At 72.2% G+C, this 21,086-nt stretch carries 23 protein-coding genes; 8 read left to right on the top strand and 15 right to left on the bottom strand.

The window, feature by feature from the left end; all coding sequences use genetic code 11:
* Positions 1-41: 41 nt before the first annotated feature.
* Positions 42-956 (bottom strand): LysR family transcriptional regulator, encoded by a 915-nt coding sequence (locus tag ACGH48_RS01895; protein WP_123310680.1) that lies wholly within the window; start codon positions 954-956, stop codon positions 42-44.
* Positions 957-1,027: 71 nt separating this feature from the next.
* On the opposite strand from ACGH48_RS01895, the gene ACGH48_RS01890 reads away from it, so the two are divergent.
* Positions 1,028-2,017, top strand: coding sequence for an EamA family transporter (locus ACGH48_RS01890; protein ID WP_396289986.1), 990 nt, complete (start codon positions 1,028-1,030; stop codon positions 2,015-2,017).
* On the opposite strand, the gene ACGH48_RS01885 is transcribed toward ACGH48_RS01890, so the two are convergent.
* From ACGH48_RS01885 to ACGH48_RS01875, 3 genes are read right to left on the bottom strand one after another with little or no spacing between them, the layout of a single operon-like run.
* On the bottom strand, positions 1,986-2,963 hold the full coding sequence (locus ACGH48_RS01885; protein ID WP_396289985.1) for an epimerase: 978 nt from the start codon (positions 2,961-2,963) through the stop codon (positions 1,986-1,988). The two genes, ACGH48_RS01890 and ACGH48_RS01885, sit on opposite strands and share 32 nt — an antisense overlap.
* Position 2,964: 1 nt before the next feature.
* Positions 2,965-3,147: a DUF4166 domain-containing protein gene (locus ACGH48_RS01880; protein WP_396289984.1), complete on the bottom strand. Its 183-nt coding sequence runs from the start codon at positions 3,145-3,147 to the stop codon at positions 2,965-2,967.
* Positions 3,138-3,695 (bottom strand): DUF4166 domain-containing protein, encoded by a 558-nt coding sequence (locus tag ACGH48_RS01875; RefSeq protein ID WP_396289983.1) that lies wholly within the window; start codon positions 3,693-3,695, stop codon positions 3,138-3,140. The genes ACGH48_RS01880 and ACGH48_RS01875 overlap by 10 nt, the downstream gene beginning before the upstream one ends.
* A gap of 47 nt (positions 3,696-3,742) precedes the next feature.
* Between ACGH48_RS01875 and ACGH48_RS01870 the strand changes: the two genes are divergently transcribed.
* A complete protein-coding gene (locus ACGH48_RS01870; RefSeq protein ID WP_123310688.1) occupies positions 3,743-4,657 on the top strand; it encodes a cation diffusion facilitator family transporter in 915 nt (304 codons plus the stop codon).
* Positions 4,658-4,831: 174 nt separating this feature from the next.
* Here ACGH48_RS01870 and ACGH48_RS01865 read toward each other — a convergent pair whose 3' ends face one another.
* Positions 4,832-5,437 (bottom strand): hypothetical protein, encoded by a 606-nt coding sequence (locus ACGH48_RS01865; RefSeq protein ID WP_396289982.1) that lies wholly within the window; start codon positions 5,435-5,437, stop codon positions 4,832-4,834.
* A 132-nt stretch (positions 5,438-5,569) separates the two neighbouring features.
* The gene (locus ACGH48_RS01860) at positions 5,570-6,859 is read right to left on the bottom strand and encodes an MFS transporter (protein ID WP_396289981.1); all 1,290 of its coding nucleotides are present in this window, start codon (positions 6,857-6,859) and stop codon (positions 5,570-5,572) included.
* 81 nt (positions 6,860-6,940) lie between these two features.
* Between ACGH48_RS01860 and ACGH48_RS01855 the strand changes: the two genes are divergently transcribed.
* Positions 6,941-7,819 (top strand): LysR family transcriptional regulator, encoded by an 879-nt coding sequence (locus tag ACGH48_RS01855; protein WP_396289980.1) that lies wholly within the window; start codon positions 6,941-6,943, stop codon positions 7,817-7,819.
* A 72-nt stretch (positions 7,820-7,891) separates the two neighbouring features.
* On the opposite strand, the gene ACGH48_RS01850 is transcribed toward ACGH48_RS01855, so the two are convergent.
* From ACGH48_RS01850 to ACGH48_RS01825, 6 genes are all read right to left on the bottom strand, one after another.
* Complete coding sequence (locus ACGH48_RS01850; RefSeq protein WP_396289979.1) at positions 7,892-8,659, bottom strand: hypothetical protein; 768 nt, start codon at positions 8,657-8,659, stop codon at positions 7,892-7,894.
* Complete coding sequence (locus ACGH48_RS01845; protein ID WP_340195964.1) at positions 8,649-9,188, bottom strand: RNA polymerase sigma factor; 540 nt, start codon at positions 9,186-9,188, stop codon at positions 8,649-8,651. The genes ACGH48_RS01850 and ACGH48_RS01845 overlap by 11 nt, the downstream gene beginning before the upstream one ends.
* Positions 9,189-9,311: 123 nt before the next feature.
* Positions 9,312-9,575 carry a hypothetical protein gene (locus tag ACGH48_RS01840; protein WP_123310696.1) on the bottom strand — a complete coding sequence of 88 codons (264 nt, stop codon included), beginning with the start codon at positions 9,573-9,575 and terminating at the stop codon, positions 9,312-9,314.
* Positions 9,572-10,231: a DUF308 domain-containing protein gene (locus tag ACGH48_RS01835; protein ID WP_396289978.1), complete on the bottom strand. Its 660-nt coding sequence runs from the start codon at positions 10,229-10,231 to the stop codon at positions 9,572-9,574. Before ACGH48_RS01835 ends, ACGH48_RS01840 begins: the two co-directional genes overlap by 4 nt.
* Before the next feature lie 146 nt (positions 10,232-10,377).
* Positions 10,378-12,333 (bottom strand): hypothetical protein, encoded by a 1,956-nt coding sequence (locus ACGH48_RS01830; RefSeq protein ID WP_396289977.1) that lies wholly within the window; start codon positions 12,331-12,333, stop codon positions 10,378-10,380.
* A 110-nt stretch (positions 12,334-12,443) separates the two neighbouring features.
* The gene (locus ACGH48_RS01825) at positions 12,444-14,099 is read right to left on the bottom strand and encodes a glycoside hydrolase family 13 protein (RefSeq protein WP_396289976.1); all 1,656 of its coding nucleotides are present in this window, start codon (positions 14,097-14,099) and stop codon (positions 12,444-12,446) included.
* Positions 14,100-14,223: 124 nt separating this feature from the next.
* On the opposite strand from ACGH48_RS01825, the gene ACGH48_RS01820 reads away from it, so the two are divergent.
* The 5 genes from ACGH48_RS01820 to ACGH48_RS01800 all read left to right on the top strand — a co-directional run bounded on the left by ACGH48_RS01820 (position 14,224) and on the right by ACGH48_RS01800 (position 18,007).
* Positions 14,224-14,781, top strand: a complete 558-nt coding sequence (locus ACGH48_RS01820; RefSeq protein WP_123310704.1) for an NADPH-dependent FMN reductase — start codon at positions 14,224-14,226, stop codon at positions 14,779-14,781.
* A gap of 88 nt (positions 14,782-14,869) precedes the next feature.
* A complete protein-coding gene (locus ACGH48_RS01815; RefSeq protein ID WP_340195968.1) occupies positions 14,870-15,382 on the top strand; it encodes a MarR family winged helix-turn-helix transcriptional regulator in 513 nt (170 codons plus the stop codon).
* A 102-nt stretch (positions 15,383-15,484) separates the two neighbouring features.
* Positions 15,485-15,991 carry a Dps family protein gene (locus tag ACGH48_RS01810; RefSeq protein ID WP_111086918.1) on the top strand — a complete coding sequence of 169 codons (507 nt, stop codon included), beginning with the start codon at positions 15,485-15,487 and terminating at the stop codon, positions 15,989-15,991.
* Positions 15,992-15,999: 8 nt separating this feature from the next.
* Complete coding sequence (locus ACGH48_RS01805; RefSeq protein ID WP_340195969.1) at positions 16,000-16,800, top strand: SDR family oxidoreductase; 801 nt, start codon at positions 16,000-16,002, stop codon at positions 16,798-16,800.
* A 13-nt stretch (positions 16,801-16,813) separates the two neighbouring features.
* A complete protein-coding gene (locus ACGH48_RS01800; protein ID WP_396289975.1) occupies positions 16,814-18,007 on the top strand; it encodes an NAD(P)/FAD-dependent oxidoreductase in 1,194 nt (397 codons plus the stop codon).
* Positions 18,008-18,106: 99 nt separating this feature from the next.
* Here ACGH48_RS01800 and ACGH48_RS01795 read toward each other — a convergent pair whose 3' ends face one another.
* The 3 genes from ACGH48_RS01795 to ACGH48_RS01785 form a co-directional block, all read right to left on the bottom strand.
* Positions 18,107-19,186: an alpha/beta fold hydrolase gene (locus tag ACGH48_RS01795; protein WP_185021245.1), complete on the bottom strand. Its 1,080-nt coding sequence runs from the start codon at positions 19,184-19,186 to the stop codon at positions 18,107-18,109.
* Between the two features lie 71 nt (positions 19,187-19,257).
* The gene (locus tag ACGH48_RS01790) at positions 19,258-20,133 is read right to left on the bottom strand and encodes an SMP-30/gluconolactonase/LRE family protein (RefSeq protein ID WP_396289973.1); all 876 of its coding nucleotides are present in this window, start codon (positions 20,131-20,133) and stop codon (positions 19,258-19,260) included.
* Between the two features lie 61 nt (positions 20,134-20,194).
* The gene (locus tag ACGH48_RS01785) at positions 20,195-21,028 is read right to left on the bottom strand and encodes a DUF1206 domain-containing protein (protein ID WP_123310716.1); all 834 of its coding nucleotides are present in this window, start codon (positions 21,026-21,028) and stop codon (positions 20,195-20,197) included.
* Between the last annotated feature and the right edge of the window lie 58 nt (positions 21,029-21,086).

Here is a 21,086-nt window from a genome sequence, read left to right as displayed (position 1 = left end):
ACGGGAGGCGCGGTGTGCGCCCGGCAGTGGGCGCGACCGTCTCAGGTGGTGACGTCCAGGGCCTCGGCGACCAGTGCCTCCAGGACGGTGCGCACCACGGGGCGGACCGCACGGTCGGGGCGGACCAGCGCCTCGATCCGGCGCCCCGCGCGCACGTCGGCCAGCTCGGCCAGGTGGAACCGGCCGGACGCCCGGGTGCCCGAGGTGTACCGCGGCACGAGTGCGACGCCGTGGCCTGCGGCGACCAGGTTCTCGATGACGGGCAGGTGGATCGTCCGGAAGGCGACGCTCGGTGGGGCGTCCGACGCCGCCGCCATCGCCTGCAGGACCCGGTCGATCGGGTAGCCCTCGGGCACGCCGATCCAGGTCTCGCCGACGACCTCGTCGATCCCGACCCGCTCGCGACCGGCGAGCCGGTGCCCCGGCGGCACCGCGACGTCGAGCGGTTCGCGCAGGAGCGGCACGGTCTCCACCGATCCCTGGTCCGCTGGCCGCACGCCGTCGGACCGGTGCCCGACGGCGATGTCGTGGTCGGCGGCGAGGGGTGCGAACTCACCCTCGCTGACGTCCACGTCGACCAGCGTCAGCTCGATGCCGGGGTGCGCGCGCATCCGGGTGAGGACCCCGGGCAGCAGCAGTTCGGCCGCCGACGGGAAGATCGCGAGGTCGACGCGTCCCGTCGCCCCGCCCAGGTGCTCCTGCCAGGCGGCGTCGACCCGGGCGATCGCCGTGGCGACGCCGGTGGACAGGCCGGCGAGCACCTCGCCGTGGGCGGTGAGCCGGACGCCGCGACCCACCCGCTCGACGAGCGGGACGCCCACCTGCCGCTGCAGCGTCTGCAACTGCTGCGACACCGCGCTGGGCGTCCGGTGGGTGGCCTCGGCGACCGCCGTGACGCTGCCACGCTCGGCGAGTTCGCGGAGGACGGCGAGCAGCTGCACGTCGAAGTCGACCATGCAGGGAGGCTACAACGTCGGTTGCGAACAATTCGCTGGTCCTACACGTTCGGAGCCGTCACGATCGGAGCATGACCACTCGTGACCGCCTCCTCGCCCTGGTCGTCGCCGTCGTCTGGGGCCTCAACTTCCCCGCGACCGCGCTCGCGCTCGAGCACTTCCCGCCGTTCCTGCTGGCGGCCCTGCGGTTCACGATCCTGGCGGTCCCGACGCTGCTGTTCGTGCCGCGGCCGAGGATCCCGTTCGGGCGGCTGCTGCTCGTCGGGTTCGGGCTCGGGGTGCTGCAGTTCTCGTTCCTGTACCTGAGCATGGCGTCGGGGATGCCGTCCGGGCTCGCGTCGCTCGTGCTGCAGGCCTCGGCACCGTTCACCGTGGTGCTCGCCGGCGTGTTCCTGCGCGAACGGCTCACCGGACGCCAGGTCGTCGGCGTGACGATCGCGGTCGCCGCCCTCGGCTTGATCGCCCTGCACCGGTCGCAGACGGCGGCGCTGCTGCCGGTGGTGCTGGCGCTCTGCGGCGCGCTCGGGTGGGCGATCGGCAACGTGGCGACCCGACGAGCAGGAGCCGCGAACCCGCTGCACCTGACGCTCTGGTGGTCGGTCGTGCCGCCGATCCCGATGGCCGTGCTGTCCTTCGTGGTCGAGGGGCCGGACCGCATCGGCGCCGCACTCGGCACGGCCTTCACCGCCGAGGCACTGCCAGCCGACCTCGGCCTGCTCTACATCGTGCTGGTCGCGACCCTGGTCGGCTACGGCATCTGGTCGCGACTGATGGCGACCTACCCGTCGAGCACCGTCGCGCCGTTCTCGATGCTCGTGCCGGTCGTCGGCGTGCTGGCGTCGTGGGCAGCCTTCGGCGAGGTGCCCGACCTGGTGGAGGTGCTCGCCGGCGCCGTCGTGGTCGGAGCGGTGCTGTGGTCGTCGCGACCGGCACGCGCGTCGGGTCCGTCGCACTCGTCGGGTCCGTCGCACTCGTCGCCTTCCGCGGTCCCCGTGCCGACGCCGATCGACGGAGTCCCGGTGCCGGTGCTCAGCCCCGGTGCTGGCGACGCTCCGCGATGATCCCGGCGAGCGCACCGCGCAGGTGCGGGTAGCGGAACTCGTAACCCGCCTGGGTCAACCGCGTCGGCACCACCCACCGGCTCTTGAGCACCAGTTCGGTCTCGGTGCGGATCGCGAAGGACCCGACCTCGAGCATCCACCGCGGCGTCGGCAGTCCGAACCGGCGGCCCACGGCGTCGCGGATCGTCGCCATCACGGTCCGGTTGTCGGACGGGTTCGGGCTCGACACGTTCACCGGACCCTCGATCTCCGGGTGGTCGCGGACGAACCGGATCGAGCCGAGGACGTCGGCGATGTGCACCCAGCTGAACCGCTGCCGGCCGTGGGTCGGCCGGTGGTGGTGGTAGGTGCCCGCCCGCAGCCGGGAACGCGTCGGCACCCACGGGCCGTCGTACTGCGGGCCGCCGAGCCCCGTCTGCGCCAGCCGGATGAGCGGCACGAGGGCGCTGCCGTCACCGAAGACGATCGCCATCCGGAGTGCCACCCGACGGGTCGACGGCAGGTCGGCGCCGAAGAAGGCGTCCTCCCACGCGCGCGCCACCGAGACCGAGAACCCCTCGCCGAGCTCGCCGGTCAGTTCGTCCTGCGGTCGGTCGTCGGCGTGCCGGTAGATCGTCGCGGTCGAGGCGTTCAGCCACAGCGGCGGCGGGTGCTCGGCGGTGCGGATGGCCTCGGCGAGCTCGAGCGTGGTGTCCACCCGGGAGCGCATGATCTCGGCGCGGTTGCGTCGTCCGTAGCGGCAGTTGACGCTCTTGCCTGCCATGTTCACGACCATGGCGGCACCGTCGACGAGCTCGCGGATGCGCAGGGTGTTGCCCCACACCGCATCGCCGGTCCGGCCGACCGTGACGACCTGGTAGCCCTCCTCGGTGAAGGCCTCCCGCAGGTACTGCCCCACGAACCCGCTCGCTCCCGCGATCACGACGCGGCCCTTCTGGTCGCTCATCTCATCCCCGTCCTGTGTCCGGCGCGATCTCGTACCGGAACGCCCCCTCGTACCGGTACAGCGTGCCGAGCACCGGCGCCGTGAGCACCAGGGACACGCGCTGGAGGTCGGCTTCGTCATCGAATCGTTCCTTCAGCGTCACACGCGGTGCGATGCGGGCCGGGCGCGGGCCGCTCAACGGCAACGCGCCAGCGTTGCGCGGGCCGCGCCGGGCGAGCCTGCGAGCCCGGTCACCTCGCGTCCCAGCGCGCGGAACGTCACGCGCGTGGAGACCAGGCGCAGGGCGCCCGCGTCCGGCCCGTGCGCGTCGACCTCCGCCCGGAGCCGGGCGCTGACGCGCCCGTGGCGACCGAGGTGGTCGACCAGGCCGTCCGGTTCGGCGGTGATGGCGTCCACCATCGTGCGGCTGCCGGAGCGGAACCGGAAGGTGCGGTGCGCGCGGACCGCGGGGCGGGCCTCCAGACCGTTCCCGGGTCCACGACGGACGCGAGCCGGCCGGTTCTCGATCGTGAACGGGACGTCCCGTTCCCAGACCGGGAACATGACGGAGTCGCGGGCGAACCAGGCGAGCAGCGGCCAGAGCCACCGGCGAGGCGTGCCGACGACGTCGAACACCCCTTCACCGCGGCCGACGTGACCGGGCGGGATCGCTCCGAAGTACGTCGACAGCCGCGGGTGCAACCGGGCCAGCACCTCGGACGGTGTGGACAGCTCGTAGGGCGACCGGGTCACGTGCCGATCCTGGCATGTCGTCGGTGCGGATCCCTACGATGTCGGACATGGGACACGACCACGGGCACGGCGTCGGGCACGCGTCCGAGCGCGCACTGCTCATCGCGTTCTGCATCTCGGCGACGATCCTGCTGGCCGAGGTCGTCGGTGCCGTCGTCACGGGCTCCCTCGCGCTGCTGGTCGATGCCGGGCACATGGTCGTCGACACCGGTGGGCTCGGGATCGGACTCGTCGCGACGCGGCTCGCCCGCCGCAGTCCGACGACGCAGCGCACGTGGGGCTTCCAACGTGCCGAGGTGCTCGGTGCCACGGCCCAGGCGGCGATCCTGCTCGCGGTCGGCGTCTTCGTGATCATCTCGGCGGTCCAGCGGCTGTTCGTCCCCGCCGAGATCCACTCGGGGCCGCTGCTCGTGTTCGGGATCATCGGACTCGTCGGCAACCTGGTGGCCTACGGCGTGCTGCTGCGGGCCTCGGGCGAGGGCTTCACCTCGCGCGCCGCCCGGCTCGAGGTCCTCAACGACACCCTCGGCTCGGTCGCCGTCATCGCCGCCGCGGTCGTCCTCATGCTGACCGGGTGGGAGCGTGCCGACTCGGTCGCCGCCATCCTCATCGGCCTGCTCATCCTGCCGCGGGCGATCCGGCTGTTGCGCGAGACCGCGAACGTGCTGCTCGAGTCCACGCCGCCGGGGCTGGACCTCGACGACGTGCGGGGCCACATCCTCGAGCTCGAGCACGTCATCGCGGTGCACGACCTGCACGCGACCCTGGTGGCGACAGGGGTCCCGAACCTGACCGCCCACGTGGTGGTGGACGACGAGTGCTTCTCGACGGCGCACGCTCCGCGGATCCTCGACGAGCTGCAGCAGTGCGTGGCGGAGCACTTCGACGTCCCCGTGGAGCACTCGACCTTCCAGCTGGAGCCCGCGTCGCACCGGCGGCACGAGCACGAGGTGCACGCGTAGGGTCGCGGCGCGGCCGTTCTGCTTGTCGACGTGGAACGACATCGTCGACGTCGTACGACATCGACTTCGTCGTTCGTTGCACGCGCGGGCGATTGCCGACGCACGGTTGCGACATGCTCGACGTCGTACGACATCGAGCATGTCGTTCGGGATCGATGCCCGCCCGCGCCCGCGTCAGCAGTCGTCGGTGCGCGTCGGGTACGCCGTGATGACGCGGTCGGTGGTGGCCGAGACGATGACCTTCACGAACGGGTCCTCGTCGGGGCGCGAGCCGTCGTCGAACCGCACCGGCGCCGCGTAGCAGACCTTCCCGTCGCCGGCGTCGACCGGGAACCCGTCGCGCGACGAGACCAGCGCCGTCTGCACCGCCGTGAGCATCGCGTCGTCCCAGTCGCGCGAGCCGTGGCCCGCGACGACCCCCTGCCAGTCGGCGGTGTGCCGCTGCCGGATGTGCTCGTAGCCCTGCGCCGACGTGCCGCACTGCAGGGTGACCCGGCCGAGCGCCGCGGTGTCGTACTGGGCGACGGCCGCCTGGGTCGTGGAGTCGCACCGTGCGAGGGCGGCGTCACCAGGGAGGTCCGGCCCGGTGCGGGTGATCGTGACGGTGCCGTCACCGGAGGCGGTCGCAGCGTCGGTCGGCATCCCGGAGCTCGATCCGGCGCCGATGGTCGGGTCGTCCGCACCCTGCCGCGCCGTCAGGAACAGCCCGCCGGCGAGGAGACCGGCAGCCACCACGGCCGCGATCCCCGTGATGACGGGACGGTTGTGGTTCTGGGGCACGCGCCCAGTATGCCGGGAGTGCGTCGAGGACGACGGAACCTGGTTCCGGACACGACACCGCGCGATCGCGTGGTGCGGTGTCCGGAACCAGGTTCCGGGGACAGGACGGTCGGACGGGAGGCCCGCCCCGCGTCAGGCGCGCGCGGCCAGTCGGGTGCCGGCGATGACGGCCAGGACGGCGACGAGCACCACGTACCCGATCAGGACGGGCAGCGTCGGGATCACCAGGAGCGCCGCCCCGACGGCCACGACCGGCACCGTCAGCCCGGCGTAGGCGATGAGGAAGGTCGCTGCGAGCACCCCGCCCCGACGCTCGGGTCCGACCAGGGCTCCGGCACTCGCGATGCTGGCCCGGAAGAGCAGCCCGACCCCGGCGCCCGCCACCACGCCACCGCCGATGAACCCGGCGACCTGCAGCAGGACCGCGGCGACCGCCAGCACCGCCAAGCCGCCGACGAGGAGCACCATGCCGAGCCGGATCTGCGCGCGCTGCGACAGACGGGCGAAGACGATCTGCGACACGGCGCTCGCGGCGAACACCCCGAAGGTCGTCGCACCGGCCGCCAGTCGGTCGGTGACGTGGAACGTGGTGCCGAGGAACGTCGGGGCGACCGAGGTGAAGAGCCCCTGGACCGCGAGGGCCGCGAACGCCGCGGCACCGGACGCCCAGAACGCCGCGGCCTTGCCCTCCGGCGCCTGCATGCGCTGCGGGTGGTAGGCCACGCGGGTCTCGGGCCGGGCGACGGTCTCCGGGACGACGAGGACGAGCACGAAGGCCACGGCCAGGGCGACGACGAACACGACGTACGGCACCATGAGCGGCGCTCCGACGAACTCGGCCAGTGCACCACCGACGAGGGCGCCGAGCGACAGCCCGCCGAGGTTGACGGCGCCCGCTGCCACGCTCGCGCCCTTCGCCGAGTCGGACGAACCGGTCGCACGGACCCGCAGCTCCCCGAGGTGGGCGGTCGCCGTGGCGGTGAGCGTGCCGACGCCGAGACCGGTCACGAGACGCGCGACGATCAGGCCGGTGACGTCGTTCCAGACCAGGAACAGCACGGCGGCGACGAGTTCGAGCGCGATCGACACCAGGATGAGCGGCTTCCGCCCGTGCACGTCGCTGAGGTGTCCTGCCAGGTAGAGGGACCCGACGACCCCGACGCCGTACGCGGCGAAGATGATCGTGGTGGTGAACGTCGGGAAGCCGTCGCGTGCCTGGTAGATGACGTACAGCGGTGCGGGGACGGTCGCGAAGGCCATCACCGACAGGAACGCGAAGGCGACGGCCCAGAAGCCGAAGCCGTGGCGCCGACGGGTGTGCGCGCGACGGCCGCGCGGGGCCGGGACACGCTCGCTCGCGGGAGCGGTGGCGGTGTCGGTGGCGGGGAGAGCGCCCGTCGGGGTGTCGGTCACGGTTGACATGCTCCGATGATCGCGCGGCTGGACCATCGAGTCCAACGGATGCTCTTGATGTCAGCAATCGATCGGATCGATGATGAGTGCATGGAGACCCGCCTGCTCGAACAGTTCGTGACCGTCGCCGCCGAGGGCAGTGTGACCCGTGCGGCCGAGCGGCTCTGGGCGGCGCAGTCCACTGTGTCGGCGGGGATCGCGTCGCTCGAGCGGACGTTCGGCGTCCGGCTGTTCGACCGCGCCGGGCGGCACCTCGTGCTGACGACCGCCGGCGAGGACCTGCTCCCCCACGCCCGCGCCGTGCTGGAGTCGCTCGACCGGATGCGTGACCTGGCGACCGTGGACGACGCCGACCTGCGCGGACGGGTGCGACTGGGCATCTTCACGAGCATGGACATCGTCGACCTGACCGGCGTGCTGCAGCGGTTCCGGCGGCGGCACCCGCTCGTCACCGTGGAGCTCATGACCTCGCCGTCCGGGACGACCGGGCTCGTGCAGGACCTCGTCGCCGGGCGGCTCGACCTCGCGTACACGGGCCTGCCGACGGTGCCCGCCGGGGTGGTGGTCGAACCGCTGCGTGAGATGCCGTTCCGGGTCTTCACGGCGTCGGACCACCCGCTGGCCGGGCGGCACTCGGTGTCGCTCGCCGAACTCGCGGACGAACCGTTCGTCGACACCGCGCACGGGTTCGGAAACCGGATCATCCTGGACGGCGCACTCGAACGACTCGGGATCCGTCGGCGGATCGTCGCCGAGATGAACGACATGCCCGCGGTGATCCGGTTCGCCTCGGCGGGGCTGGGCGTCGGGGTCGTGCCGGACTCCGGGGTGCGGCACGACGGAGCGGTCCTGGAACTCGAGGACCCGGTCGAACCGCTCCGCATCGGCCTGGCGATCCGCACGAGTCCGGAGCCGAACCGCGCGGTGCGCACGCTGGCGCGCGACCTCGTCGCTGCGCGCGTCGTGTGACGCGGCGCCGGCGGGTGAGACCCACCGACGGACTGGAGGCACGGCGCGGGTCCGCCGCGTCCCTCCAGGCCGTCAGTCCCCCCAGATCGTCGCGATGAGCGCGGGCAGGAGCCCGTCGGTCGGGACGTTGGTCTGCTCGATGGTGATCCAGGTGTCCCCTCGGGCGAAGTACGTGTACGCCTTCTCCGCGCCGTAGGGCTCCACGATCCCGCGGGACTGGCAGAACGTCCCGCCGTCGCGTTCGGTGCACGTCCCCCCGCCGTCGTGCGCCGGGAACTCGTCGATCTCCTGCTGGATGGCGGCCTCGGTGGCGGTCCCGGCCCGGACCTCGATCCCCGAGACGTCCGCGCGCGGATCACGCCACGTGCAGGAGACCTTCGACTCGACGCCTGCCGGGTCCTGGCCGTCGGGGACCCGATCGGTTCCCGACGGCGGGTCGGCCTGCGTCAACGGACTGTCGCCGAAGAACCGGCGGTAGTCCTCTGCCGAGACGAGCGCGCGACAGTCCGTCGGGATCGTCGCCACGGCCACCGGGGCGCTCGGGGTGGACGTCGGGGTCGGTGCGCCGGTGATCGGCGCGGAGGACGGGGTCGTCGCGGTGGGTGACGGCTCGGGCGCATGCGTCTGGGTGGGCGCAGCGACCGGAGTGTCCTGCTGCGAGAGCGTCAGGGCGACGGCTCCGGTCGCGGTGCCCACGGCCAGGAGCGCGACGACACCGATGACGATGCCGGATCGGCCACGACCCCGCCTCGCCCGCGGGGTGGCGCGCTCGAGGACGTTCTGCTTCATCGAGACGAGCATGCGCTGCAGGTCGTCTCCCTCGGGAGGTTCAGTGTTCATCGTGCGTCACCACCTTCTTGAGTCGGCGCCGGCTGCGGGAGACCCGCTGCGTGACCGCCCCGACGCTGAGGCCGAGCATCTCGGCGGCCTCGGCGTAGGAGTAGCCCTCGAGCAGGCAGAGCTCGCAGATACGACGGTCGGTCTCGGGGAGTGCGGCGATCTCGTCACGCACCCACCGCAGGAGCTCCCGCGCTTCGTCCTGGTCGGTCGGTGCGGCGAGGTGCTCGGGCAGCTCGTCCGCCCGCCGCCGGGCCTGCTTGCGGCCGGTGTTGAACGCGTGGTTGCGGCAGACGACGAGCAGCCACGGCAGCACGGTGTCCGCGGGGAGTTCGAGCGTCGCCGCGCGCTGCCAGAGGGTCAGGAACGAGTCCTGCACGATCTCCTCGACGTCCGACCGGTCGTCGACGAGTGCCCAGGCGTACCGGGTGAGCGTGGCCGCGTAGCGGTCGAACACCCGTGCGAGCGCACCGGTGTCCCCCTGCGCGATCGCACGGACGAGTCCTTCGTCCGTGTCGGTGCCGGTCGTCACGTCCACATCCCACCTCCTTCACTCAGAGGTGTCGGCGGGACGCGCGATCCTGACAGGACCGTGGCGGAAACGGGATCTCGGGCGTGTCCGGACAGCGATCCGCGTGACGGCGCCCGCCGTGGATCAGTGGAAGTCGTCGCCCTCGCCCTCGCCGGGCGCCTTGTGCCCGCCGAGCATGTCGTTGTCGTCCTGGTCGCTCGTCGAAGCGAGCTGGAGCATCGCGAGCACGACGACCACCACGATGAACGCGACGCCGAGGAAGATCACGGCCAGCTGCAGTTCCCGCGTCGAGAACAGCACGACGAGCCCGGTGAACACCGCGATGATCGCGGAGATCCCGAGGAGCTCGACCGGGCGCAGACGGTCACGACGGCTGGGGGTGGTCATGCGTGTGGTGCTCCGTCCGGGGCGACGGCCGGCGTGGCCGTGCCCCACTTGTGCGAGAGGCCGGCGATCACGTGGAAGACCGCCGTGATGGCGAGGTAGGCGCCGAGCAGGCCGACCAGGACGATCGAGGCGTCGAGGGTGCCGGTGACCTGTTCCACGCCACCGAGCTGCTGCGAGTAGTCCGGCGGGGTGACGAGGAACGCGATGGCGAGCAGCAGGGTGAGCGCACCGATCGTGGTCCAGTCGCGCGCGAAGGGGGAACGTCGACGGGCACGCAGCCCCTGTGCCAGCTCGAGCGCCCCGGTCAGCACGGCGAAGGCCACGATGATCGAGATGAACGCCGGCAGCCCGAGGCCGTTGCCGGCGAAGCCCGCCACCGCGGCGAGCAGGGTGATGACCGCCTGCAGCAGCGTCGTGCGGCGTGACCGTCCGTCCAGCGGGAGACGCGCGACGCCGGCCCACAGGAGCACGAGACCCTCGACCAGCGCGAAGCCGGCGAACAGCAGGAGGCCGTAGCCGGCGGCGTGGTTCGTCGAGAAGGTGATGACGAGCGCGACGACCGCGGCGGGGACGGCCCGGAGGATCGGGATCGGCCAGTACCGCGCGCGTTGGGTCGCCTCGTTCACGGTGGTGGCGTCGTCCACGGTGTCGGACACGGGACCTCTTTCAGGCATGCGGATCGTGAGATCGATCCTACCGCCGCGGTGAGAGCCGACCGACCGCCGTGGGTCCGGCAGCACTGAGGATGCTCGAATGCCCGGTCGGGGCGGCGTCGGCCGAGCGACGCCACCCCACCGCCGCGTCAGGCCCGCCGCTGGTCGTCCGACACCGCCGACCGCCGTGCGCGCCGACGAGCGAGCCACCAGCAGGTCGACCCGGCCGCGACGACCACCCCGGCGAGCGCGGCGAGCAGCCCGAGGTCCTCGACGCCGGTGTAGGCGAGGGCACCCTGCACGGCCCGCGGCCCGGCGTCGGGAGCGGGTCCGCGGGCGTCCCGGTCGCCGTCGTCACCGGCGTCATCGTCGGGCGCATCCGGCACCGACGCCTCGACGTCGTCCGGACCGGGAGCCGGAGACGGGGACGGGCTCGGTACCGGGCCCTCGTCCTCCTGCTCCACGACGATCGCGACCTCCGTCGACGGGTCGCCGCCGTCCGGGTCCGTCGGGGAGGTCGCCGTGGCCACGTTCACCACGTCGGACCCGTCCCCCTGGTAGTCCGGATCGAGCACGGCACGGAGCCGGAAGTCGTGGGTCTCCCCCACCGCGAGTGCGACCTCGGACCGGCAGGTCACCCGCTGCCCCTCGGCGGTGCAGCCGTCGTCGGACCCGACGAACCGCATCGCCGCGGGCAGGTCGTCCACCGCTCCGACCTGCTGGGCGACCGAGGGGCCACGGTTCCGTGCGGTCACGGTGTACTCGACCTCGTCACCGGGCGCGACGGTGGACGGCGACACCGTCTTGTCCGTCTCGACGTCGGCGGCCGCGGCGACCGTGGTGCTCGCTCGCGAGGTGTTGTCGGACTCGTCCGTGTCGGACAGCGACGTCGGTGGCGCGATGGTCGCGACGCTCTCGAGCGGCCCCTCGACCCCGTCCGCGATCCGTCCCTCGATCGTCACCACCGCGGACCCGCCGCGGGGCAGGTCCAGGTCGGTCGCCACGTCGCCCTGCCCGGATGCGGTGGCGCAACCGGAGCCCGACGCCGGTTCGCAGGTCCACGTGGCGTCCTGGATGCCGTCGGGGACGTCCACCTGCAGTGGGCTGGGGTCGGCGGCGTTCGGACCGGGGTTCCGCGCCGTGACGGTGTAGCGGACGGGTGCCCCGGCGACCGCGGTGGCGGGCAGGTCGTGCTCGACGGACAGGTCGGCGGGCTTCCACACCCTGAGGGCGTCGACCTCGTGGTTGTCCACGTGACTGCCCGTCGCGCCGGCGAATCCGAGGCGGAGGGTGCTCGGCAGCGGCGTCTGGTCGTCCCCGTGCAGGGAGACGGAGTCGAGCACGGCGCGCATCGTCGAGCCCACCTGCAGCCGGACGGTCATCGAGAGTTCGCCGGCGTCGCCCGGCAGCAGCGTGATGCGGACCCTCCGCGGCGTCGATCCGTTCGTCACCGTGCCGCCGGGAGCGGGAGCTCCGGCGACGTACCGGTAGCCCTCGATCCCGTTGCCGGACCCGCGCACGACGACGTGGTCCGGCTGGGCTCCCGGCCCGGACGCGTTGATGCGCGACGAGAAGTTGCCGTAGTGGTCGATCGCGATCCCGGCGAACCCACCGGGGACACCGGGCAGGTCGCACAGTCGCCCACCGCCCTCGGTGGACTCCTTGCGGCAGGCGTACCCGAGCCCGGCGCCGAACGACCCCACGCCCTGCGCAGCCGCGCCGTCGGCGAGGTACAGGAGCAGGCCGTCGGCCCCGGGGTCGTCCTTCGCGGTGTGCATCGCGTAGGTGAACTCGATCTCGAGTCCGGTGTCGGAGGGGAAGGTGTCGTTCGTCGACCAGGCACCGGCCTGGTTGCGGACGTCCTCGGTCAGGCGCAGCCGTCCGCCGGCGACGGTGGCGTCACCGTGCAGGGCTCCGCCGGACGCGCTGGAGAACTGGTTGACGTACGGGAAGTCGAGTGCCGCCGCGCTCGACCCCGCGGGCAGGATCGTCGGGGCCGCGAGGACGGCGAGCGCGGTCAGTGCGGTGCACGCCGCTGCGAGGCGGCGGGCCACCCGCGGCCGGGACGGACGTGGGACGGGTGCTGGAGCAGTGGGTTCTGTCATGCCCCGATCGTCGCGATCCGGACGTCACCGGACGGCGGACCGGAGCCGATCTGTGGAACGCCGCCCCGGGCCTCCTGGCTGTGGAGGAAGGACCACCGGAGCCGGACTGCTCAGGCCAGCCACACCGTCGTCTCGCCCGGCAGGACGCTCGGCAGGACACCCGCCGCGTCACCGAGCGGACCGGACGCGACCACGACCTCCCCCGACGGCATCGGCACCGGTGTCGACCCGAGGTTCGTGACCGACCGCCACCCGTCGTGCCGGGCGAAGGCCACGACGCCGTCGCCGGACTCCAGCCAGGTGAGCTCCTCGCCCCGCTGCAACCGTCGCCGGGCCGCGAGCGCTGCGCGGTACAGGGTCAGGGTCGACGATGGGTCGCCGTCCTCCGCCTCGACCGACGACGCTCCGAAGTCGGCGGGCTGCGGCAGCAGCGGCGCGACGTCGCCGAAGCCGAACGACGGCCCGGAGGTCGTCCACGGGATCGGCACACGGCACCCGTCCCGGCCCTTCACGGTGTGTCCGGAGCGCAGCCACTTCGGGTCCTGCAGTCGGTCACGCGGGATGGCGGCGGCTTCGTGCAGGCCGAGCTCCTCACCCTGGTAGACGTACGACGACCCGGGGAGGGCGAGCATCAGCAGGGTCGCGGCGCGGGCTCGGCGCAGTCCCCGCTCCCGGTCGAGCTCCGGCGTGGTCCCGTCCGTCAGCAGCCACGCATCGGTGTCGGTGCCGTCCGGCAGGCCGTAGCGGCTGGCGTGCCGCACGACGTCGTGGTTCGACAGCACCCAGGTGCTCGAGGCGCCGGACTGCTCGGACGCCGCCAGGTTCCGCTCGATGATGCTCCGGAAGGCGGGTGCCTCGAACGGCGCCTCGAGCAGGTCGAAGTTGAACGCCTGTCCGAGTTCGGTGGGACGGGCGTACAGGACGCGTCGCGGTGCGGGCGCCCAGGCCTCGGCGACCGCGGCCCGGGGCGGGTCGTACTCGTCGAGCACGGTGCGCCAGGACGCGAAGACCTCGTGCACCTCGTCGCGGTCGTACAGCGGGTCGGAACCGTCGAGCGGCAGCGCGTGCTCGTTCGATGCGCGGTACGGCGTCGACAGGTCCTTCGCCAGGCCGTGTGCGACGTCGACCCGGAACCCGTCGACCCCGCGGTCCGACCAGAAGCGCAGCGTGTCCTCGAAGTCGGCGCGGACCTCGGGGTTCGACCAGTCCAGGTCGGGTTGCTCGGGCGCGAAGAGGTGCAGGTACCACTGGCCGTCGGGGACCCTCGTCCAGGCGCTCCCGCCGAAGTTCGACACCCAGTCGCTCGGCGGCAGCGCTCCGGAGGGACCGCTCCCGTCGCGGAACACGTACCGCGCCCGTTCCGCCGACCCCGGCGCGGAGGCGAGTGCCGCCCGGAACCACTCGTGCTCGTCCGAGGTGTGGTTCGGCACGATGTCCACGATCACCCGGAGGTCGTGCTCGTGCGCGGCCCGGAGCAGGGCGTCCAGGTCGTCGAGCGAACCGAGTCGTGGATCGACCGCCCGGTAGTCGGCCACGTCGTACCCGCCGTCGGCGAGGGGCGACGGGAAGAACGGGGAGAGCCAGAGGGCATCGACGCCGAGGGACGCCAGGTACGGCACACGGCTCGTGATGCCCGCGACGTCACCCAGGCCGTCGGCGTTCGAGTCCGCGAAGCTGCGTGGGTAGACCTGGTAGACGACGGCGTCGCGCCACCAGTCCGGGTTCGTCGTGCGGGGCGTGCTGGCCGGCGTCCGAAGCGTGCTCACGTCGCCACCGTACCCAGCGGAGCGGACACCGGGCACGGATCGGGAATGGCTGACGACGTGACAGCATTGGTTGTCGCTGACACCTTTCCGCCCCAGTACAACGTCCAGAACGAGAAGGATCACCATGACGAACGTCCTCGCACTCGTCGGCAGCCTGCGCGCCGACTCCATCAACCGCAAGCTCGCCGAGGCCGCGGCCCACCACGCGCCGGAGGGCATCGAGGTCACCACGTTCGACGGCATCGTCGACCTGCCGTTCTACAACGAGGACATCGACGGCGACACCCCGCCCGCCGCGGCCGTCGCCTTCCGTGACGCGATCGCCGCCGCGGACGCCGTCCTGCTCGTCACCCCCGAGTACAACGGCACGATCCCGGCCGTGCTGAAGAACGCCCTCGACTGGGCATCGCGTCCGTTCGGCGCCTCGCCGCTGTCCGGCAAGCCGCTCGCCGCCATCGGTTCGGCGTTCGGCCAGTACGGCGGCGTGTGGGCCCACGACGACGCCCGCAAGGTCGCCGGCATCGCCGGTGCGAAGGTCCTGGAGGACGTCAAGGTCGCGATCCCGCAGTCGGTCGTCCGCTTCGCGGAGACCCACCCGCGCGAGGACGCCGAGGTCACCACGCTCGTCCAGGGCGCACTGACCGCGCTCGCCGACGCGTCGACGGAGCAGGCCGCCGCGTAGTCGACCAGGGTGCGGTCGGCCGTGCGGTCGACCGCACCCACAGGAAGTCGCTAGACAGCCTCCATACGAGACGGACTAGCCTGTGCCAATGGCAACGCAGGAGATCACCGAGCCGTCCGGGTACTGGTTCCCCGACGACGACGCGACCCAGCGCGGGGTCGCCGTGCTCAACGCGCTGCGCCGCTACCGGGCCGCCGAGACCGCGATGCGCCGTCGCACCCGTGACTCGATGGGCATGGGCGAGACCGACCTGCTCGCCGTGCGCTTCCTGCTGCAGTCGCAGCGCTCGGGCCGCAGCGTGAGCCCGAAGGACCTCGCCGCCTACCTCAAGATCTCGTCGGCCTCGACCACGATCCTGATCGACCGGCTGGTGAAGTCGAACCACGTGCGCCGCGATCCGCACCCCACCGACCGTCGTGCACTCGTGATCACCCCGACGACCGAGACCGACGACGAGGTCCGCGCGACCCTCGGCATCATGCACCGCCGCATGATGTCCATCGCCGAGGGGCTCCCAGCGTCCGAGGCCCGCATCGTCGCGTCGTTCCTCGAGCAGATGCGCGGCGCCGTCGACCAGGTCGACCCGGCCCCCGCGCACTGAGCCGCCACCCCCGGGGGACAGCGCGGTTCCGTGCGCACTGAGAGTGGACTCGGCCGCGGCGCGTAGACCGGAGTGGTCACCGACGCGAAAGGAGCCACCACCATGCACGCTTCGGACAAGATGGCCAAGAACCTCCAGGCGGTCCTCGTGGACCTCATCGACCTGCACCTCCAGGGCAAGCAGGCCCACTGGAACATCCTCGGCACGAACTTCCGCGACCTGCACCTGCAGCTCGACGAGATCGTCGACGCCGCACGCGAGTTCGCCGACGACACCGCCGAGCGCATGCGCGCCCTGTACGCCGTGCCGGACGGACGTTCGAGCACGGTCGCGGCGTCGAGCCACCTCGACCAGTTCCCCGACGGCGAGATCACGACCCACGACGCCATCGACCAGGTGACGCTCCGCCTCTACCAGGCGACCGGCACCATGCGCGACGTCCACGACGAGGTCGACGAGGAGGATCCGACGACCGCGGACCTGCTCCACGGCTTCATCGAGCGCCTCGAGCAGCTCGCGTGGATGGTCTCCGCCGAGAACCGCGCGCCGAGCACGCCGCTGGCCTCCGCCACGACGCCTGCCGTCGCCGACGCCTCGGCGCACGCCTAGGGGACCGAGTGGACCTCGGCATCCAGGGCAAGACCGCGCTCGTCTTCGGTGCCGACTCCGGCATCGGCTGGAACACGGCTCGCATCCTCCTGGCGGAGGGTGCGACCGTGGTCGTGAGCGACATCGACCAGGCGCAGCTCGACAACAGCGCCGACCAGCTCGAAGCGCCGCTCGGCAAACTGCACGCGTTCGCGGCCGACGTCACGAGCGCTGCGAGCCTGGCGGACCTGCACGGCAAGGTGCGGGACGCCGTGGGTGCGATCGACATCCTCGTGCAGTCCTCGGGCGTCACCGGCGCCCAGGGACTGTTCCACGAGATCGACGAGCAGGGCTGGGCCGACACCATCGACGTCGACCTGATGGGCCCCGTCCGCATCACGCGCGAGTTCATCGGCGACCTGCGGCAGGGCGGTTGGGGCCGGATCGTGTACCTGGTGTCCGAGGACGCCTCGCAGCCCTACGACGACGAACTGCCCTACTGCGCCTCGAAGGCCGGGGTCCTGTCGTTCGCGAAGGGCCTGTCGCGCACCTACGCGCGGGAGGGCGTGCTCGTGAACACCGTCAGCCCCGCGTTCATCCACACGCCCATGACGGACGCGATGATGAACAAGCGCGCCAAGGAGACGAACCAGAGCTTCGACGACGCGATCACCAGCTTCCTCGACGAGGAGCGCCCCTACATGGAGCTGAAGCGCCGCGGCGAGCCGGAAGAGGTCGCGAACGTCATCGCGTTCCTCTGCTCCGACCTCGCGAGCTTCGTGAACGGCTCCAACTACCGGGTCGACTCCGGCTCGGTCGCCACGATCTGACCCGGGAGGCACCGTGACCGACTACCGATACCTCATCATCGGCGGCGGGATGGTCGCCGACGCCGCCGCCCGCGGTGTCCGCGAGCTCGACGCCGACGGCACGATCGGCATCCTCAGCGAGGACGTCGACCGGCCCTACGCCCGCCCGGCCCTGTCGAAGAAGCTGTGGACCGATCCGGACTTCAGCTGGGACGAGAAGGTCGACCTGCACACCGAGGAGACGGGGGCGTCCTTCGTCCTCGGCACCGCGGTGACGGGGATCGACCGTGCCGCGAAGACCGTGACCACGGCCGACGGTCAGACCCACGGGTACGAGCGTCTGCTCATCGCCACGGGCGGCAAGCCCCGTGGGCTGCCCGGTCTTGCACCCTCGGACCGTGTGCTCGACTACCGCAGCGCCGACGACTACCGGAAGCTCCGCGAGCTCGCCGACGCCGGGGCGCACGTGGTCGTGGTGGGCGGCGGCTACATCGGCCAGGAGATCACCGCCGGGGTCGTGCAGAACGGCGCCCGCGTCTCCCTGGTCGACCCGGACGAGGTCGTGGGCGGACGGATGTTCCCGGACGACCTCGCGCGCGCTTTCCAGCAGCGCTTCGTCGACGCCGGCGTCGACCTGCGACTCGGCCGCCGGGTCGAGTCCGGCACCCAGACGCCGGACGGTGTGCGTCTCACCCTCGACGACGGTTCCGTCCTCGAGGCGGATGCGGTCGTCGCCGGCCTCGGCATCGAGCCCGCCACGCAGCTCGCCGCCGACGCCGGCCTGACCGTGCGCGACGGCATCGTCGTCTCGTCGACGCTGCTGACCGACGACGACTCGGTCTTCGCGGCCGGTGACGTCGCCGAGTACCCGGACCGGATCCTCGGGACCCGACGGGTCGAGCACGTCGACAACGCGCAGCAGCAGGGTCGGCAAGCCGGCCGGAACCTCGCGGACGCCGACGAGACCTACGACCACACGCCGATGTTCTACTCCGACGTCTTCGACATGGGGTACGAGGCGGTGGGGCAGGTCTCCACCAAGCTCCGCACCGTCGAGGACTGGCAGGACCCCACGGTCACCGGCGTCGTCTACTACCTGGATGACGACGACCTGGTGCGCGGCGTGCTGCTGTGGAACGTGTGGGACAAGACCGACGAGGCCCGCAAGGTCCTCGCCGAGGCCCACGCGCTGACGCCCGACATGCTGCCGGGCCGCATCACGGCCTGACCGGCGCGCTGGTCGCCGTGGACGCGACCGACGGGAGGCCCGGTGCCGGTTCGCGGAACCGGCACCGGGCCTCCCGTGCGCCCCGTGCAGTGCCCGGCGTCAGCTGGTCGTGTCGGCTTCCGGCGCGACCGCGTCGACGACCGCCTTGCGGTCGGCGGGGTCGACCGGCAGGTCGTCGCCGTCGGCCATGGCGACCGCGTGGGCGGACTTGGCCGCCTCGAGCGTCTCGTCGTCGTTCTTCGCCATGCCGACCAGCTCGACGAAGCGCGACTTGACGAGCATCCACGCCTCGCTCGGGCTCAGCCGTGACAGGTCGGACGCCGTCGAGTCGTCGCGCACGCGCTGCAGCGAACCGACCCCGCGGTCCGGCAGGCGGTGGTCGACGTGCGCGACCGCCAGCCGGGCGACCGCGTCGGCCTGGGCGTGCATCACCGAGTGGGCGCCGTCGACGACCTCGCGCAGCACGGCGTAGGGGAACACCCGCGCGAGCCGCCGGATCCAGTCCCGCGGGACCATCGCGTCGTGCTCGCCACGGACGATGAGCGTGCGTGCCTGCACGTGGGCCGCGCGTTCCTCGATCGGGAACGCGATCATCCGGGGCAGCACCTTCGAGAACCAGTGCCACCCGCACAGCGCGTACGCGGTGATGCCGTGCCACCGGACCGCCGACGGCTCGTGCAGCGTCGACCGCAGGAACCGGAACGCGGACTGCCGGACCGTGCGCGCGTGCGAGTCGACGACGGGGCTGATGAGCACGAGGTCCGAGATCTCCGGGTGACGCGCCGCCACCTCGGTCACGACCTGGGTGCCCATCGAGTGGCCGACCAGGACCGGGTCGACCAGCCCGAGGTCGTCGATGACCTTCTCGACGGCGTCGGCGTACCGCTCGATCGACACCTTCCCCCGGAACCGCGGAACGCCCGCGAAGCCGGGCAGGTCGAGTGCGTGCACCGGGCCGTTCTCGTTGAGGTGCGGGGCGAGTCGCTCGTAGTAGGTGGCCGCGATGCCGAGGCCGGCGACGAGCAGGAACGCCCGCTCCCCCGGCTCCCCGATCGAACTCACGCGGACGTAGGTACCGTCCACCGCGACCCGGTCCACCTCGACGGTGACGTCGGCGTCCTCCGCCTTCGCGAGTTCGCCTCCCGGGTCCGGGGTCGCTGCCGTGCGCTCGTCGTCCACGTGGGTCTCCTCCGGTCGGGCGAGCGCCCACGATACCTGCGGACCCCGACGCTGCGTGCGCTCCCGGCCGGTCAGCCGCTGAAGGTGTTCGCGGGGAAGCCGTGCACCCGGGTCGGCACCGCGAGGATCGCCCCCGAGGACGGGTGCTGCTCGAGCTGCTCCTCGGTGAGGTTCTCCCGCGCCGAGGCGACGAACAGGGTCGACATGTCCGGGCCGCCGAAGGCCACCGACGTCACGTTCGGGGTCGGCAGCTCCACGGTCTCGAGGTGCGACCCGTCCGGGCCGTACCGCTCCACCCGGCCGCCGCCGTAGATCGCGCTCCAGGAGCAGCCCTCGTCGTCGCGGACCAGACCGTCGTGCGCGTTGCCGACGACGAACGGTTCGAGCTCGCCGAGTTCCCCGTCAGGACCGTAGGAACCACGGTAGATCGTCGACGCGCTCGTGTCGGTGACGTACATCACGGTGCCGTCGTCCGACCACTCGAAGCCGTTCGTCACGCCGAAGCCGCCACGGAGCAGCCGCGTCGTGCCGTCGGCCTCGACCGAGTAGAGCGCACCGTCGGGCTCCCCGGTCGTCAGGTTCATGCTGCCGACCAGGAACCGGCCGAACGGGTCGCACTTGCCCTCGTTGAAGCGGAGACCGGCGGTGGCGTGCTCGACGCGGGTGAGTTCACGCTCGATCGACCCGTGCTCGTCGGTCACGACGACGGTGTCGCCGAGGGCCGCGACGAACCCACCGGACGCCCGCGGCTGGAAGCTCGCGAGCGGCGGCGGGAGCGGGACGGTCGACACGACGGTGCCGTCGGCCCGCGCGGTGACGAGGGTGCCGAGGGTGATGTCGGTCCACCGGAGCAGCTGCGCCGACGGGTCCCACACGATGCTCTCGGCGAGGACCGCCCGGGCGTCGGAGAAGACGGTCGCGGGTCCGGTCGTCACGCTGGTGCTCATCGGACCGGTCTACCGGCGTCGGCTCCGTGCTCCCTCAGCCGGGGCCACCTCGCCCGGCACGTCAGAGGCGGGCGTACCGCGCGCGGAAGAAGCTGTAGACGCCGAAGGCGAGGAACCCGATGCCGATCGCGACCAGGACGAACACGCCGCCGGGCATCGAGCGCACCGCGTCGAACGCCGCGTCGAGGCCCGTCGCCTGGTCGGGGTCGCTCCGCAGTCCGGCCACGCCGATGAGCACGCCGACGATGACCACGGCGATGCCCTTGCCGACGTACCCGACGACCCCGAGCACGGTGACGACCCGGTCGAGCTGGCCCGACGGTCGCGTGATCTGCTTGCGGAACGACCGGCGGCAGCCGATCACCACGAGCCCGATGCCGACCGCGACCGCGATCGCGCCGGCGAGGAGCAGCACGAACACCCCGCCGGGCGTCGCGAGGGTCTTCGCCGCGGCACTCTGCGACGAGCTGCTGGAACTCGACCCGGCGCCGAGGGCGTACGAGGCCGACGAGTACGCGATGATCCCGTAGACCACGGCCTTCGCGACGTCCTTGAGCCGGGCGAGCCAGCCCCGGGTGGTGTCTGAACGACCGCCGACGATCGCCTCGACGACCAGACGCACGGTGAGTGCGGCCGTGCCGATCGCGATCAGCCAGAGCAGGAACACCCCACCGGGGACCGCGGCGATCTGCTGCAGTGCTCCGGACTGGTCGGTCTCACCGCCGGAGGACGCGTTGCCGATGCCCAGCAGGATCGCGAGGTAGCCGATCAGCAGGTGGACGATGCCGCTGCCGACGAAGCCGGCGCGAGCGGTCAGCTCGAACCAGCGGCTGTCCGCCGCTCGTCGGACCTGTCGTCCGGTCTCCTGTGCTGCGTGCTCTGCTGTGTCGCTCATCCGGTCAAGCGTGCCCGACGCGGGCCGGTCTGTCCGGGCCGCGCCGGGCAGTGGGGCC

Origin of the sequence: Curtobacterium pomorum (assembly GCF_044497295.1) — a bacterium.
Classification (GTDB): domain Bacteria; phylum Actinomycetota; class Actinomycetes; order Actinomycetales; family Microbacteriaceae; genus Curtobacterium.
This window is presented reverse-complemented; position numbering and strand designations above follow the sequence as displayed.

Excerpts from the sequence above, each read along its gene's own strand:
- ACGH48_RS01895 (WP_123310680.1), bottom strand. The coding sequence starts at position 956 with ATGGTCGACTTCGACGTGCAGCTGCTCGCCGTCCTCCGCGAACTCGCC.
- ACGH48_RS01890 (WP_396289986.1), top strand. The coding sequence starts at position 1,028 with ATGACCACTCGTGACCGCCTCCTCGCCCTGGTCGTCGCCGTCGTCTGG.
- ACGH48_RS01885 (WP_396289985.1), bottom strand. The coding sequence starts at position 2,963 with ATGAGCGACCAGAAGGGCCGCGTCGTGATCGCGGGAGCGAGCGGGTTC.
- ACGH48_RS01870 (WP_123310688.1), top strand. The coding sequence starts at position 3,743 with ATGGGACACGACCACGGGCACGGCGTCGGGCACGCGTCCGAGCGCGCA.
- ACGH48_RS01860 (WP_396289981.1), bottom strand. The coding sequence starts at position 6,859 with ATGTCAACCGTGACCGACACCCCGACGGGCGCTCTCCCCGCCACCGAC.
- ACGH48_RS01855 (WP_396289980.1), top strand. The coding sequence starts at position 6,941 with ATGGAGACCCGCCTGCTCGAACAGTTCGTGACCGTCGCCGCCGAGGGC.
- ACGH48_RS01850 (WP_396289979.1), bottom strand. The coding sequence starts at position 8,659 with ATGAACACTGAACCTCCCGAGGGAGACGACCTGCAGCGCATGCTCGTC.
- ACGH48_RS01840 (WP_123310696.1), bottom strand. The coding sequence starts at position 9,575 with ATGACCACCCCCAGCCGTCGTGACCGTCTGCGCCCGGTCGAGCTCCTC.
- ACGH48_RS01830 (WP_396289977.1), bottom strand. The coding sequence starts at position 12,333 with ATGACAGAACCCACTGCTCCAGCACCCGTCCCACGTCCGTCCCGGCCG.
- ACGH48_RS01820 (WP_123310704.1), top strand. The coding sequence starts at position 14,224 with ATGACGAACGTCCTCGCACTCGTCGGCAGCCTGCGCGCCGACTCCATC.
- ACGH48_RS01815 (WP_340195968.1), top strand. The coding sequence starts at position 14,870 with ATGGCAACGCAGGAGATCACCGAGCCGTCCGGGTACTGGTTCCCCGAC.
- ACGH48_RS01810 (WP_111086918.1), top strand. The coding sequence starts at position 15,485 with ATGCACGCTTCGGACAAGATGGCCAAGAACCTCCAGGCGGTCCTCGTG.
- ACGH48_RS01790 (WP_396289973.1), bottom strand. The coding sequence starts at position 20,133 with ATGAGCACCAGCGTGACGACCGGACCCGCGACCGTCTTCTCCGACGCC.
- ACGH48_RS01785 (WP_123310716.1), bottom strand. The coding sequence starts at position 21,028 with ATGAGCGACACAGCAGAGCACGCAGCACAGGAGACCGGACGACAGGTC.